General features: G+C 29.0%; 16 protein-coding genes. All 16 read left to right on the forward strand.

Going from position 1 to position 15,710, the window contains the following annotated elements; all coding sequences use genetic code 11:
• The gene (gene cysC, locus BUF13_RS00205; protein ID WP_073569746.1) at positions 1-594 is read left to right on the forward strand and encodes an adenylyl-sulfate kinase; all 594 of its coding nucleotides are present in this window, start codon (positions 1-3) and stop codon (positions 592-594) included.
• Between the two features lie 24 nt (positions 595-618).
• Entirely contained in the window at positions 619-1,524 is a 906-nt protein-coding gene (gene cysD / locus BUF13_RS00210) for a sulfate adenylyltransferase subunit CysD (RefSeq protein ID WP_073570782.1), read from the forward strand.
• Positions 1,525-1,640: 116 nt separating this feature from the next.
• Positions 1,641-2,900: a sulfate adenylyltransferase subunit CysN gene (gene cysN / locus BUF13_RS00215; protein WP_073569747.1), complete on the forward strand. Its 1,260-nt coding sequence runs from the start codon at positions 1,641-1,643 to the stop codon at positions 2,898-2,900.
• 137 nt (positions 2,901-3,037) lie between these two features.
• On the forward strand, positions 3,038-3,316 hold the full coding sequence (locus BUF13_RS00220) for a four helix bundle protein (RefSeq protein WP_208327352.1): 279 nt from the start codon (positions 3,038-3,040) through the stop codon (positions 3,314-3,316).
• A gap of 230 nt (positions 3,317-3,546) precedes the next feature.
• Positions 3,547-4,305: a 3'(2'),5'-bisphosphate nucleotidase CysQ gene (cysQ, locus tag BUF13_RS00225; RefSeq protein WP_170865134.1), complete on the forward strand. Its 759-nt coding sequence runs from the start codon at positions 3,547-3,549 to the stop codon at positions 4,303-4,305.
• 34 nt (positions 4,306-4,339) lie between these two features.
• The gene (locus BUF13_RS00230; protein ID WP_073569748.1) at positions 4,340-5,359 is read left to right on the forward strand and encodes an NAD-dependent epimerase/dehydratase family protein; all 1,020 of its coding nucleotides are present in this window, start codon (positions 4,340-4,342) and stop codon (positions 5,357-5,359) included.
• Between the two features lie 6 nt (positions 5,360-5,365).
• Positions 5,366-6,661 (forward strand): hypothetical protein, encoded by a 1,296-nt coding sequence (locus tag BUF13_RS00235; protein WP_073569749.1) that lies wholly within the window; start codon positions 5,366-5,368, stop codon positions 6,659-6,661.
• Positions 6,662-7,354, forward strand: a complete 693-nt coding sequence (locus BUF13_RS00240; RefSeq protein ID WP_073569750.1) for a sulfotransferase family 2 domain-containing protein — start codon at positions 6,662-6,664, stop codon at positions 7,352-7,354.
• Positions 7,344-8,801, forward strand: coding sequence for a lipopolysaccharide biosynthesis protein (locus BUF13_RS00245; RefSeq protein ID WP_073569751.1), 1,458 nt, complete (start codon positions 7,344-7,346; stop codon positions 8,799-8,801). Before BUF13_RS00240 ends, BUF13_RS00245 begins: the two co-directional genes overlap by 11 nt.
• Positions 8,798-10,135: an O-antigen ligase family protein gene (locus BUF13_RS00250; RefSeq protein ID WP_083586324.1), complete on the forward strand. Its 1,338-nt coding sequence runs from the start codon at positions 8,798-8,800 to the stop codon at positions 10,133-10,135. The genes BUF13_RS00245 and BUF13_RS00250 overlap by 4 nt, the downstream gene beginning before the upstream one ends.
• Positions 10,132-10,707 (forward strand): serine O-acetyltransferase, encoded by a 576-nt coding sequence (locus BUF13_RS00255; protein WP_073569753.1) that lies wholly within the window; start codon positions 10,132-10,134, stop codon positions 10,705-10,707. The genes BUF13_RS00250 and BUF13_RS00255 overlap by 4 nt, the downstream gene beginning before the upstream one ends.
• Positions 10,701-11,201 (forward strand): acyltransferase, encoded by a 501-nt coding sequence (locus BUF13_RS20825; protein ID WP_073569754.1) that lies wholly within the window; start codon positions 10,701-10,703, stop codon positions 11,199-11,201. Before BUF13_RS00255 ends, BUF13_RS20825 begins: the two co-directional genes overlap by 7 nt.
• Entirely contained in the window at positions 11,194-12,219 is a 1,026-nt protein-coding gene (locus BUF13_RS00265) for a glycosyltransferase (protein ID WP_073569755.1), read from the forward strand. The genes BUF13_RS20825 and BUF13_RS00265 overlap by 8 nt, the downstream gene beginning before the upstream one ends.
• Positions 12,203-12,967, forward strand: a complete 765-nt coding sequence (locus BUF13_RS00270) for a sulfotransferase domain-containing protein (RefSeq protein WP_073569756.1) — start codon at positions 12,203-12,205, stop codon at positions 12,965-12,967. The genes BUF13_RS00265 and BUF13_RS00270 overlap by 17 nt, the downstream gene beginning before the upstream one ends.
• Before the next feature lie 10 nt (positions 12,968-12,977).
• Positions 12,978-14,072: a glycosyltransferase family 4 protein gene (locus tag BUF13_RS00275; RefSeq protein WP_073569757.1), complete on the forward strand. Its 1,095-nt coding sequence runs from the start codon at positions 12,978-12,980 to the stop codon at positions 14,070-14,072.
• Positions 14,073-14,161: 89 nt separating this feature from the next.
• Positions 14,162-15,697, forward strand: a complete 1,536-nt coding sequence (locus BUF13_RS00280) for a capsule assembly Wzi family protein (RefSeq protein ID WP_208327353.1) — start codon at positions 14,162-14,164, stop codon at positions 15,695-15,697.
• Positions 15,698-15,710 lie beyond the last annotated feature (13 nt).

The raw sequence follows: 15,710 nt of genomic DNA on the forward strand, positions 1-15,710 counted from the left end.
ATGGAAAACCACATACATCCAACTGTTTTTAAGGTTTCAAGAAAACAACGTCAGTCCCGATTAAAACAATCTCCTAAGTTAATTTGGTTTACAGGTTTATCTGGCTCTGGTAAGTCTACCGTAGCTAATGCAGTAGAATCCCAATTATTTGAGTACGGATATATGACCTATTTATTAGATGGTGATAATATCAGAACAGGACTCAACAAAGATTTAGGGTTTTCTGATGAAGACCGAATTGAAAATATTAGAAGAATTGCCGAGGTAGCCAAATTAATGATGGATGCTGGGCTTTTGGTAGTTTCTGCCTTTATTTCTCCATTTAGGGATGAAAGAAAAATGGTTGCTGACCTTGTAGGTGAAGAGAATTTTTTGGAAGTTTTTGTGGATTGCCCAATTGAAGTTTGTGAGCAAAGGGATGTGAAGGGGCTATATGCAAAAGCGAGAAAGGGAATTATTAAGAATTTTACAGGAATCGATTCTCCTTATGAGGCTCCAATTAAACCGGCAGTACATATCCATTCTGATAAAGAGGAGCTAACTTCCTCGGTTCAAAAAGTAATTCAAACTATTTCGGCTAGTATTAGCCATTAAATGTTCAATCCAGAAATTAAAACAATGGGACAATATTATTTATCACATCTTAAAGAGCTGGAAGCCGAAGCAATATTTATTATTCGTGAAGTTGTTTCTCAATTTGAAAGACCAGCACTTCTATTTTCAGGAGGAAAAGACAGTATTTTACTCGCTCATTTGGCAAAAAAAGCATTTTACCCAGCTAAGATTCCTTTTCCATTAATCCATATTGATACAGGACATAATTTTCCTGAAACTTTGGAATTTAGAGATGCATTGGTTGAAGAATTAGGTGTTCAATTAGTGGTTGGTTCCGTTCAGGAAAGTATCGATAAAGGTAGAGTTAGGGAGGAAACAGGTGTTAATGCCAGTAGAAATGCCCTTCAAACAGTCACTTTGTTAGATACCCTAGAAGATCTAAAGATTGATGCTGCTATGGGAGGTGCAAGAAGAGATGAAGAGAAAGCAAGAGCAAAAGAACGTTTCTTCTCCCATAGGGATGAATTTGGACAATGGGATCCTAAAAATCAGAGACCAGAATTATGGAATTTGTTCAATGGTAGAAAACATCATGGAGAGCATTTTAGAATTTTCCCAATCTCTAATTGGACTGAAATGGATGTTTGGCAGTATATCAAAGAAGAAAATATTGCATTGCCATCCCTTTATTTTTCTCATGAAAGAGAATGCATTGTAAGAGACGAGGTGATACTTGCCAAGTCTGAGTTTTTACCGCTGAAAGAAGGTGAAGAAATTCAAAAATTGATTGTTAGATATAGAACATGTGGTGATATGCCAATTACCGGTGCCGTCCTTTCTAATGCAGACACACTTGAATTGATTATAGAAGAAGTGGCTACTACAAGAACTACTGAACGAGGTACCAGAGCTGATGATAAAAGGGGAGAAACGGCAATGGAGGATAGAAAGAAAGCAGGATATTTTTAGACTTCAATGATTCCCAATTTTCTATAAAAAACTGTAACAAATTTATTAGGCTGTAAAAACAACAAATTTGAATATTTTAAGTTTCGCAGCACCTTAACCTAAGAGAATTCAAAAAAATGTCCATACAAGAAAATAATCAATTACTTCGATTTACGACTGCAGGATCAGTTGATGATGGAAAAAGTACTCTAATTGGAAGACTTTTATATGATTCCAAATCCATTTTCGAAGATCAAATTGAGGCTGTCAAAACTTCCTCTGAAAAAAAAGGCTTTGACTATGTGGATCTTTCCTTATTAACTGACGGGCTTAAGTCTGAAAGAGAACAAGGAATCACAATTGATGTTGCCTACAGATATTTTGCAACGCCCAAAAGAAAATTCATTATTGCCGATACTCCTGGTCATACTCAATATACTAGAAATATGGTGACAGGAGCTTCTACTGCCAACTTGGCTATTATTTTGGTAGATGCTAGAAAAGGTTTGTTAGAACAAACTTATAGACATTCTTTTATCGCATCACTATTGAAAATTCCTCATGTTGTGGTTTGTGTGAATAAAATGGATTTAGTTGATTATTCGGAAGAAGTCTATAATCAAATTGTTGCCGATTATGAGGCATTCTCAAGTAAGTTGGATATAAAGGATGTTCAGTTTGTTCCAATTTCTGCATTAAAGGGAGATAATGTGGTAGACAGGTCTGAAAATATGGATTGGTACGAAGGTTCTACTTTATTATATCATTTGGAACATGTTCATATTGCCTCAGACTTTAATCATATTGATTGTAGACTACCTGTTCAAATGGTAATCCGTCCTCATACACTTGAATTCCAAGATTTCCGTGGCTATGCTGGAAGAATAGATGGTGGTATTTTTAAGCCAGGAGATGAAGTCAAGATATTGCCATCTGGGTTTACTTCCAAAGTGAAAACCATTGAGTTAAATGGAGAGCAAATTGCGGAAGCTTATGCTCCGATGTCTGTAACCATGACTTTAGAAGATGAAATAGATATCAGTAGGGGAGATATGATTGTCAGACCAAATAATCAACCTAAATCTGAGCAAGATTTGGAAGTAATGGTTTGTTGGATGAATCAAAAATCACTTCAGAACCGAACTAAACTCATTGTCAAGCATACAACCAAAGAATGTCAGGCTATGGTGAAAGATATTCAATACAAAGTTGATGTGAATACTTTACATAGAATAGAAGACATCCAGGAAATAGGGATGAATGATATTGCTAGAGTTTCAATTCGTACAGCCTCCCCAATCTTTTTTGATTCCTATAGCAAGAATAGACAAACAGGTTCAATCATTTTAATTGACCCCAATACCAATGAAACCGTTGGAGCTGGAATGATCATCTAAGAGTCAAGATTTTAGATCCTAGAATCAAGAAAAGAAACGAATAAACAATAAGACCAGGTGGCCAAGGGAAATAGAGACAGAGAGACGAAGAGAAAAAAGGGCAATCATTCAGATATTCTTCAATAAAGTAATTAGTAGTGGTTAAGATTCGAAGTCATGAGGATTTACAGGTGTTTCAATTAGCATTTGATGCCTCCATGAGAATCTTTGAATTATCCATTTCTTTCCCTAAGGATGAAAAATATTCATTGACAGATCAAATAAGGAGAAGTTCAAGATCTGTATGTGCAAATCTTGCAGAGGCTTTTAGAAAAAGGAAATACCCGAAATACTTTGTGTCAAAATTAGTGGATTGCGAAGGTGAAGCTGCTGAAACTCATTTTGGTTATTATATGCCTTTAAATGTCAATATATAGATGAAGCATGTAAATCAGACTTAGATGATAAATACAACCAAATCTTGGGTAAGCTGGTAATTATGGGGCAATATCCTGAAAAATGGACCTATTAAATCTTCTTCGTCCCTACGTCTCTCAGTCTCTTTTTCACATCAGTCCCTAAAGCCTCTCCGTCTCTCAGTCTCATAGTTATAATCTTTAAGACTCAACGAGAAATTGACTAAAGACAATTAATAGCATTAAAAACAATGATTAACATAAAAAAACTCACCTCCCTCGCCAAAGAAGCCTCCCTAGCCGCAGGCAAGGCTATTTTAGAAATCTATAATTCTGCTGATTTTGGTGTTGAAATAAAGGGGGATAACTCTCCTTTAACTAAAGCAGACCAAGCAGCTCATCAGGTCATAGTCAAATACCTGGAAGAAACTGGACTTCCCATATTATCTGAAGAGGGAAAAGATATTCCTTATAAGGTAAGAAAAGACTGGGAGTATTTCTGGATGGTAGATCCTTTGGATGGAACCAAAGAGTTTATCAAAAAGAATGGTGAGTTTACTGTAAATATTGCCTTAATCCATCAAGGAAAGCCAATAATGGGAGTAGTATATGCTCCAGTCTTGGAATGGTTGTATTGGGGTAATCAAGAGGAAGGAGCTTGGAAACAAGAAGGGAATGAAAATCCAATCCAATTGAAAAAACAAGAAGATACTGAAGTGAAAACCATAGTTGCCAGCCGTTCCCACTTAAGTCCAGAAACTCAAGAATTTATTGATCAATACCCAGGAGTAGAAGTAATCTCTATGGGATCCTCCTTGAAATTTATGTTGATAGCTGAAGGAAAGTCGCAAATTTATCCTCGCTTCGCTCCAACCATGGAATGGGACACTGCGGCAGCTCAGGGAGTGATTTTAGCAAATAAAGGAATGGTTTTACAATTTCCTTCTAAGATAGAATTGGGATATAATAAAGAGAACCTCTTAAACCCATGGTTTATAGTTTATAATTAATAACCTGAATTTTAATTGAATTAATCATTTTTCTATGAAAATATTAGTAACTGGAGCAGCAGGATTTATTGGGTTTTTCCTTTCAAAAAAACTATTAGAGAAGGGAAATCAAGTAGTTGGATTGGATAATATAAATGATTATTATGATGTGAATCTTAAGTATGCAAGACTTAATGAATTAGGCGTAGAAAGGATTAATGCAGAACAATCCAAAGTTCTAACTAACTCGTCAAAATTTTCTAATTTTTCTTTTATAAGAATGAACCTTGAAGATAGAAAGGGGCTTCCAAAGTTATTTGAGAACGAGCAATTTGATGTGGTTGTCAATCTTGCAGCTCAAGCTGGAGTACGATATAGTTTAGAAAATCCTGAATCTTATATCGATAGTAATATTGTGGGGTTTTTAAATGTTTTGGAATGTTGCAGGCATCATGAAATCAAGCACTTACTTTATGCAAGTAGTTCCAGTGTATATGGGGAGAATTCTAGTGAAAAATTTTCAATAAAAGATAGAGTAGATAATCCAATAAGCTTATATGCTGCATCAAAAAAAAGTAATGAGTTAATGGCATACACTTACAGTCATTTGTATAAATTACCGACATCTGGTTTAAGATTTTTCACGGTATATGGGCCATGGGGAAGACCAGACATGGCAATGTTTTTATTCACCAAAGCTATGCTAGAAGGTAAATCGATCAAGGTTTTTAATAATGGAGATTTGATGCGGGATTTTACCTATATCGATGATATTATTAATGGAATAGAAATAGTATTTAATAACATTCCAGACTTAGATTCTCCTTATGAAATTATGAATATTGGGTTTGGTTCCCCTCAACCACTTATGCATTTTATAAATTCGATTGAGGATAATTTAGGTATCCAAGCAAAAATTGAATTTTTGGAAATGCAACCTGGAGATGTTCCTCGGACTTCTGCAGATACAAGTGAATTAAATAAACTTGGCTATAGAAGTACTATTGATATTAATGAAGGTGTGAAAAGATTTGTTGATTGGTATAAGAAGTTTTATAATATAAATCCAAATTGATAAAAGTTGGTTTTAATTAATTCCATCATTTATTTCTATTCAATATTCTGCTTTATAGAGAATGTAATTTCCACTATAGATAATGAGATTGAGATTAATTCCTATGGATTATCTGATATAGACGGCTTGAATACTGGATGGACTTCTGGAATTCAACAAGATTGGCCAACCTTAAAAGTTTATAAAGTCACAAATTTAAATTCGAGTGGAAAAGGATCTTTAATTAACGCTTTACTGGCTAAAGAACCTAGATTAATCGTTTTTGAGGTCTCTGGAAATATAGATTTTAAAGGAAGATCAATTAAAATTGAATGCCCCTATTTGAGAATTTTAGGGCAAACATCTCCTGAGGTTGGAATTACAATCATTAATGGAGGTTTGAGAATAGCAACTCATGATGTGATTGTACAACACTTACATATTCGTCCTGGTGATACCTTAAATGGTAACTCAATAGATGGGATTACTACAATGGGAGGGGCTTATGATATTATAGTCGATCATTGCAGCTTTTCTTGGGCTATTGATGAAAATTTATCTGCATCAGGGCCAAGGTTTCAAGGGAACACTGTTGATGAATGGAGAAATAATACTTCACATAGGATTACTTTTAGCAATAATATAATTGCAGAAGGATTAGCAAATTCTAAACATTCTGATAGTGTATCTCATTCTATGGGTATGTTAATACATGATAATGTAACTGATGTTTTGATTATTGGTAATTTGTTTTATTCCAATGATAGAAGAAATCCAATCTTTAAGGGAGGAGCATCTGGAGCCATAGTGAATAATTTTATTTATAATCCTGGAAAAATGGCGATGGCCTATCGGCTATCAGAAAAGGAGTGGGCCAATAGAAAAATTCAAAAAGGTAGAATAAGTATTGTTGGTAATTATATGGAAAAGGGTATTAATTCGAAAGATATTCCGCTTTTTGAGGCTATTTATGGAGAGTGTGAATTATTTTTTAAAGATAATTTAGCAATTGAAAGGAATGGTAAGCCAATTGAATTGTATAGAGGAGATACCTCAAATTTAGTTTCGAACTACTCCATTTGGAATCAAAATATTACTCCAATTCCAATAATTGATGTCAAAAATTATGTTTTGAATAATTCAGGAGCTAATCCTAAAAATAGGGATTACATAGATCAAAGAATTATTAAAAATATAATAAGTAAGAAAGGAGTCATTATTGATTCAGAAACTTTCGTGGGTGGTTTTCGTCAAACAGATTCAGTTTTTAGAAAATTTAATCCTGAAATTCTAGATTCACTAAATTTGAAATATTTGAATTAAATGATATCACATAAACATAAATGTATATTTGTTCATGTACCAAAAGCGGCGGGTACAAGTATTGAGCGTGTTTTCCTAGAAGATTTAGATCTTGATATGGATAATCGACATTCTTTATTATTAGGGCAAAATAATAATAATAGGTTAGGTCCAAGAAGAGTCTCACATTTATTTGCAAGTGATTATGTTAATCATCACTATATTTCTAGAGAATTGTATGATTCATATTATAAATTTTCATTTGTTAGAAATCCTTTTACTAGATTATTTTCTACCTATAAATTTTTAGGTTATGATGAGCTTTATAGTTTTGATGAATTTATTCAAAAGAAGTTAAGACTATTGCTTAATAATCCTAAGTTTGATTTTTTCTTAAAGCCATCATATGATTATTTATTTGATACAGATGGTAATTGTCTTGTCGATTTTATTGGAAAGTTTGAAAGTTTAAATGATGATTTTATAAAGATTACTAATAAAATAGATTTTTATAAATCAGATACAAAGCTAAAGCATTATAATAAAACAAATTTTTCAAATAGAAATCTTGTTAAAAGAACATATGGAAAGGTTATTAAATTTCTTCTTTCTAAAAATTCTGATTATAAAATTAGTGATTTATCAAGAGAAATTGTTTTAGAAATATATAATAGGGATTTTGAAAATTTTGGATATTTAAGTAGTGGAGAGTGAGAGTATTAAGAAAAGTCTTTTTAGTGGCTTAATTTGGACTTCTGGGGGACAATTTTTAACGGTAATTGTTAATCTAAGTATCAATATTGTGCTCGCAAAATTTTTATCTCCCGATCAGTTTGGTGTGATGGGTATAATTATGTTTTTCGTTTTACTAGGAGATGTCCTAGCCAAAGGCGGATTGTCTGGAGCATTAATTAGAATGGAAAAAGTAAATCCATTAGATTATTCTACTGTTTTTGTATTTAATTTAATTGTAAGCACAATTTTATATATTATTTTATGGATTTCATCTGAAGAAATTTCTATATATTATGGTCATAACGAAATTGAAATCCTTTTAAGAATCACTGGGTTAACATTGATTGTTAATGCTTTTCAACTTATTAATATTACTAATTTAGTACGATCTTGGAAATTTAAAGAACGTTTTATTTTTGAATTTTCTTCTACTTTAATAGCAAGTATTATATCAGTTGTTCTTGCATTAAATGATTTTGGTATTTGGGCTCTTGCCTTATTGCCTTTGAATACATCTTTATTTTTAACAATTTTCCTGATTTTAAGTGAAGGTTTTCATGGTGGATATATGTTCTCCTTTAAATCCTTTAAAAAGACTTATAAATTTGGAGTCAATACTACTTTAGCTTCATTAATTGAAACTACATTTGAAAATATATATAGTCTTGTCTTGGGTAGATATTTTTCTGTGACTCAAGTTGGTTATTTTTATCAAGCTCAAAAATTGCAAAAAGTTCCTAATAATATTTTGAATTCATTCAGTCAAAGGGTTTTATTCCCAGTTTTATCTAAATCTCAAAATAATAAGTTAGAATTTAGTAGGGTGTATAATAAAATAAATATTTTATTTACAGTTTTTGTAGGATTATTCGGTTTGTTTATCTTCATATTTTCTAAACCTATTATACTTTTGTTATTTGGAAGTAAATGGTTAGGGTCTGTTTTTTATTTGCAATTGTTTATTGTTGCATCCTTTTTTTATATGCAAGAACAGTTTAATAGAATTATTTTTAAAGTTTTTGATAAAACTTCAAATATTCTAGTTTTAGAAATTATAAAAAAAGTATTCCAAATAATTACTATTATTTTTGGTGTTTATTATTTAAATATTAAATATTTAATCTTTGGATATGTGTTGACTAGTGTATTTAGTTTTTTTATCAATTTTTCAAGATCAAGGAAAATTATAAATAGTGATTTTTTTGGAGAAATAGCTATTGTTTTAAAAATATTTATATGTGGGTTAGTATGCGTATTTATTAATAATTTTTGCTTAACTATATTTGAATTTAAATATTTGATATACTTTTTATTTCCTTTCCTAATTCTTTTGTACTTTGCTTTCTTAAATATTTTAAACGTATGTAATATTAGTGATTTGAAAAATATTCTAAATTTTCTTAATCTAAAAAAGATAATTAAATGATATCTAATTTACGTTTTAAGGATTTTTTTGCTTCGTTAATTTCCTTTTTAACTTTCTTTTTATTATTACTTCAATTTACTAATTCTTATAAATTATTATTACTAATTATTAATCAACAAACTTATATATGGTCAATTTTTTTAATTATATTTTTTTCTTTTTATATTATTGTTAATAATTCTAAATTATCCTTTCTATTTAAAGTTCCAATTTTTTTCCATTGGTTATGTTTAATATTTTTTCTTCCAATTATTCTATTAATATTTCACTTTTTTTTAGGAAATATATCATTAAATCAATTGATTTATTGGTTAGGTATTTATTCATTAGCCGGAGGAATGTTTTGCTCTAGTTCTATCTTGTTTTTTAATTATAATTCAAGTAGTAAGATTAGTATCTTTTATATTTCTGCATTTATTATCACTGTTTTTGGTGTTTGGCTAAGTATTGAATATTATGATATTATTAGAGCTTTTATGACATTAAACCGTGCTACTGAAGATATTGCTTTTATTTCTTCTGAAAAAATCAGAGTAGTCGGTTTTTTTGATCATCCTAATATGGTTTCTAGAGCTTTTTTATTTTCTTCTATTATTATTCTTGGCACCTATTTTTATGATAAATCAATTTATTTGATTATTTTATTTATAGTTTTGTTGTTAGTTTGTATTTTATTTACTGGTTCAAGAACTGTCTTTATTTTGTTTTTTCTTTTCTTAATGTATTATTTTCCTCGGATTGTTTTTAAAGACGTGTTTCTTTTAAAAAGTAAAAAAGGATATTTTCTTCAATTTCTTACTTTTTTTACTGTTCCAATTTTTGCTCTTTTAATTATTTTTATTTTTTATTTGTCTTCCAGTTATTTGTCCTTATTAGGATATGGGGATATAATTAACAGGTTTACATCTTTAATAGAATTTAATACTAATAATTTTGACAATGATGTAAGTGCTAATTACAGATATGAGGTAATATTCCAGTATTTAGAATATATTTTAAAAAGCCCTTTTTTTGGGTATGGTCCTTCTTTGAGAAATGATTTTATTAATAGAGGGATTTTTTCAGTTGCTAGTCAGAATCAATTTTTAGAAGATTCATTTTCTTTTGGAATTTTATATGTTTTATATTTTATATTTGTTTTGTTTAAGACAATATATAGCTTACCTTCTTCTTTTTATATTTTTAATGAAAATAAATTACTTTTTTATAAAGCTTTTTTGTATATAGTTTTATTGTATTGCTTTTCTGTTAATTATTTGTTAATTAATGAAGTTTATTTAATAGCATTTGGCTCCTTAATGGGGATTTCTATTTTAAATTTTAATAGTAAATGAAAGAAATTATTTGTAATATTAAATCTGATCTTTTTAGGGTTACCGGTCAATGTGGTTTTTTTTCATTTTTAAAATGTCTTTATTCTTCTCCTGGTTTTAAGTTTCTGTTTTATTTTCGTCTTTCTCAAAGATATTCAAGAATTACGCCTTTTGGTTTTTTTTCTTACTTGTTCTATAAACATTGTTCCATTAAATATGGTTTTCAAATTCCTTTATCTGTTTCTTTAGGAAAAGGTTTAGCTTTTCCTCATTTCGGTAATATTGTTATTAATTCTAAAGTTTCTATAGGTGATAATTGTAATATACTTCATGGTGTTACATTAGGTAATGTAAAATATGGTAAAAATGTAGGTTCTCCTCGAATAGGAAATAATGTTTTTATTGGCCCTGGTTCTGTAATTATAGGAGGAATTAATGTTGGAAATAATACTCTAATTGTTGCTAATTCATTTGTTAATGTTAATGTTCCTGATAATTGTATAGCTATAGGAAATCCCTGTAAAATTATTTCTAGTTCAATTTCAGCTAATGTTCATATGATTAATAATTTATCAGATTTTAAACAATGTTAAGAATTTATTATTTTGTTTATAAATTAATTTCACCTCTTGGTTACGCAAGGAAAATTGGAGTTAAATTTGGAAAAGGTTGTAGGTTTATAAAAGTAGATTTTAGCACTGAACCTTATTTAATTAAAATGGGAGATTATGTAAGTGCCACAAAAGTTAGGTTTGAAACGCATGATGGTGGTGTTTGGGTAATTAGAAGAAAGAATTCTAATATTGACCTTGTTAGGCCAATCAATATTGGTAATAATGTTTTTATAGGCTATGGATCTATAATTTTACCAGGTGTTAATATAGGAGATAATGTTGTAATTGGAGCTCACTCTGTTGTTTCAAAGGATATTCCTTCTAATGTAGTAGTGGCAGGTGTTCCTGCTAAAGTAATTAAGCCTATTTCTGAATATATTTCTAAAATTGAACTTTTGGGATCTGATACTAAAAAACTTTCAAAAAAGGATAAACGTTCTTTTTATTTGAACAAATATTTTTTTAATGATTAAAATTTTTCATTTTACATCTAATCTTAGTGGAGGCGGCGCTGAGACTCAATTATTATTATTAGCTAAATCATTGACAAATGTATATCAAAATTTTGTTGTTTATAATACTGTCAACGATAGTTTTCCATTTAATGATTTTCCAAATATAAAGTTCATAAGTAATTCAGAATTTTTAATGCTTAAAAATTCTTTAAATTTTAATAATCTTATTTTTCATATTTGGATTCCTGATGTTTTTACTCATTTATCTCCTCTATTCTTTTTTAAATTTAGAAAAATTACAATTTTAGGTGTTAGAAATAAATATAGACTTAATTCAATAAAAAGAATCTATCAATTTTTATGTTACTTCTTTTTTTCTAATATAGTATCTAATACTCCAAGTTCTATTCATAATTATTTCTATCGATTAGCATTTGGTAAATATTTTTTATTTATTCCTAATGCTATTAAATATAATTCCCTCTTACATAATGATTTAAATTTTAAGAAATTTGAATTATTATTTGTAGGTAGATTTGAAATGCATAAGGGAGTTTTAGATTTATTGAATTCTTTCACAAAGTTAAATGATGCTTCAGTAAACCTTAAATTGGTTGGTACTGGGTCTTTATTTAAATCTATAAAAAATAAATTTAATAAATGTTCAAATTTAGAAATTGTTGGTTATTTAGATGATCCTATTGATTATTTTTATCATTCAGAGTGTTTAATACTTCCAAGTTATTATGAAGGAATGCCTAATGTTGCCTTTGAAGCACTATCTCAAAATTGTATTTTAATTTTATCGGATATTCCTCAAAACCGTCTTTGGTTTACTGTAGATTCTGTTATCTATTTTAAGCCAGGTGATTATTTGGATTTACTTAGAGCACTTAAGTTGTTTTTATCTTTATCTTTAGAACAGAAACGGTATATGCTATCGAAATCTAAATCTGTTATAAAAAAATTGACTATTGAGAATTATTCAAATCAATATATTAGATTATACAAAAATATATATGAGAAAAGTATTTAATTATTTCAGTGATTTCTATAATTTGAAAAGTAATGATATTATTGTTGCAAGTTATCCTAAATCTGGTAATACTAGAATTAGATTAGCCATTGCTAAATATTTTCAAATAAAAAATAATCTTACTAACGATTTTAATTATCAATTTACAAATCAAATCTTACCTGAGATAGGGAGGGGAAATATTAAAAGCTCTCGAAAAATTTTAAGTAATTATGTAAATGATGTTTCTCCAGTTTTATTTGTTAAGTCTCATCTTCCTTATTCTGTTTTGAGGTATTTTTTAAAAGGAAATTCTATTTTATATATAGATCGACTTGATTGTGAAACTTTAATGTCTTTTTATGATTATTCTATTGCAAGAAAAATTATATCTTCCGATGTTAGTTTTTCTCAATTTTTAAGATCTAAATCTGGAATTAAAGGTTTTTCCTCCTATTTAAAATCCTGGAATTCTGTTAAAAAAGTGGAAATTAGCTATAATGATCTTATAAATAATGATATTTCAACAATAATTAATTCTTTAAATGAAGTAGGTTTTGTATATGATGAAGTTTTAATGACTCAAGCTATCGTTGAGACTAGGAGAAACAAAACTTCAAAAATATCTAATGTGCTTGATGCTAATAGTAACTATAATTTCGCAATGAAACGTGATAGATCTATATCAAAGTATTTTTCAAATCTTGAAGATATTAATTTTTACAATGATAATATTTCCTCAACTGGTCTTAAAAAAATAACAAACTAATATATTTATTTTGAAAATCTTTATTGCTGGTAGCTTTCCTCCTCCTTTTAATGGGCAAAATATTGGTACTTTCCTTGTTAAAGATATGCTTGAAAAAAATCCTCTTTTCATCATTAAATCTTTCAGTTGGAATATTACCTGGTATCCTACTGACAATGCTTCTTTTGTTGTCAAGTTATTTTATTATTTTATTTCGTTTTTTAAGTATTTATTTACTATTTTTTACTTATGGTTTTTTTTCATAATTAAGTTTCCAGATGTATTATATATTGTTCCAAGTAGTAATAATAAGGGATTCTATAGAGATTTTTTGTTTTATCTACCTTTCTTAATTTTTAGAAAAAGGATTGTTTGTCATATTAGAAGTGGGAGTTTTTCAATTTCTAAATTTCCTTTTAATTTTTTATATAGGTTTTCCAATTTTCATTTTATTTTTCTTTCTGAGCTTCTTTCAAAAAATAGCTTTGTTCCTAAAAATCAGTCTGTTGTGATTCCTAATTTTGTAGATGAAATTTTTAATAGTAATGATAATCTAAATTCTATCGCAAGTAAACCGTATAAAATTGTTTATTTGAGCAATTTATTTGCTAGTAAGGGGATTTTTTCTTTAATAGATTCAGTAAAATATTTTTCTAAGGATGAATTTACCTTATTTATTTATGGTGAAGGTGAAGAAAATGTAAAAAATAAAATTCTTAATGAAATTGAAGGATTTCCAAATATTAAATTTTATGGCAAAATCAGTGATAGAAATTTAATTAAAAATATATTTTCATCTTCTGATTTGTTTGCACTACCTACTACTTACAAAATTGAAGCTTCTCCTAGAAGTATTATTGAGGCTATTTCTCAAGGGTGTGTTCCTTTAGTTACTAATCATGCTGGTATTCCTGATATGCTAAATAGTGATTTTTCATTTATGATTGATAAAGAAAATGATATAGTACACCAGCTGCGTTCTTCTTTAAATTCAATTCTTCTTATGGATCCTGAATATTTTCAACAATACAAACAAAGATCTATTAATCATTTTCATAATAATTTTAGCTATGAGATTATAAAGAATAAAATTTATAATGTATTTATTGATCTAAAGAAATTATGAGGATTTGTATTTTCATTATTTTGTTTTTTTCAATAACATCTTTTGTTTTTGGTCAAACCTTACCTGTAGGATTTCCAATAATTGAAGAAATGGACAGAATTTCACAGCTAAAATATAGCGATTCTGTTTTAAATGATTCTTATTTGATCCGCTTGGGTTCAAAAATTGATTCTGAAAAAAATATTCAATTAATAAAGAATATTCGATTTGGTTTTTTTCCGCTAAATTTCTCACTTTTTAATAATATTGAAAGGCCCTATTGGTATAGTCCATATGCGATGATTCCTAGTAAAGGAGCTCAGATTTATACTTCAGGAGGCATTTATTTATCAGGAAAATATTTTTCAATTGAAGTTTTTCCTGAATTTGTGTTTTCTAGTAATTCCAGTTTCGATGGATTTTCTGGTTTTGCAGAGGACAATCTAAACCGTCGTTATTTTTTGGATTTAAGACGTGGTGATTCTCCAGAATTATTTGGTTCTGGTAATTATCTTAAATTAGGATTGGGGCAGTCAAAAATTGTTAGTAAACTAGGAGCTATTGAATTAGGATTATCTAATAGGAATTTATGGTGGGGACCTGGCCAATGGAATTCCCTTACTATTTCAAATAATGCACCGGGATTTTTACATGGAGTTTTTGGAACCCATAGACCCGCTAAAACATTTTTTGGATCCTTTGAATTTCAGCTAATTTCAGGGTTTTTGAATTCCAAAAAGTACGCGCCTACTCAAATAAAAGAATTGAATGAAGAATATTTTGACCCACTTGAAAAAAGGGAAAGATATTTAAATGCTATTTCTTTTTCTTTGAACCCTAAATGGGTAAAAGGTCTTCATGTTGGAGCTACTAGGACCGTTCAAACTTTTAGAGATTCGGTAAACGTAAAAAAATTTATTGATGTTTTTCCTGTTTTTTGGGGTATAACAAAAGAAGCAGTTGGTTCAGATTTGATAGGAAAATCTGATAAAGGTAGAGATCAACAAATTTCTGTGTTCTTTAGGTATATTATTTATAGGTTAGGATTTGAATTTTATGGTGAATATGGCAGAAGAGATCATGCATTGAATATTCGTGATTTAATACTTAACCCTGAACATAGTCGAGCTTTCATTTTGGGATTTAATAAAACGATTAATTTGATTGATTCAAAAAAAATTCTGTTAAGGAGTGAAATAACGCATCAACTTCAATCTGTAAATTGGATTACAAGGCCTAGTAGTAATCAAGCTTGGCATACAAATGGAACTGTTGGAGGCTTTAGTAATTTCGATCAAGCTATGGGAGTTGGAATTGGAACTGGGTCTAATATCCAGATATTTGAATTATCAGTTATAAATAATTATAATAAAATTGGATTTTATTCTGAACGCTTAGTCCAACATGCAGATTTTTATGATGTTGCAAATTTATCTTCATATGGTTATAAACCTTGGGTAGATTATACTTTAGGACCAATTATCAATCATAGATGGAAAAATTTACTTCTAAGTGCTAGGGTGCTTTTTACTTATACTAATAATTATTTTTGGTCTCAATCAAATGGAGTCCAAGATTCTTTTCCAACTTTGAATAATAAGTTTTCGAATAGCTCCCAATTTAATCTTATTTATTATATAAAATAATTTTAATGTCGTA

Origin of the sequence: Algoriphagus zhangzhouensis, assembly GCF_900148515.1 — a bacterium.
GTDB lineage: Bacteria > Bacteroidota > Bacteroidia > Cytophagales > Cyclobacteriaceae > Algoriphagus > Algoriphagus zhangzhouensis.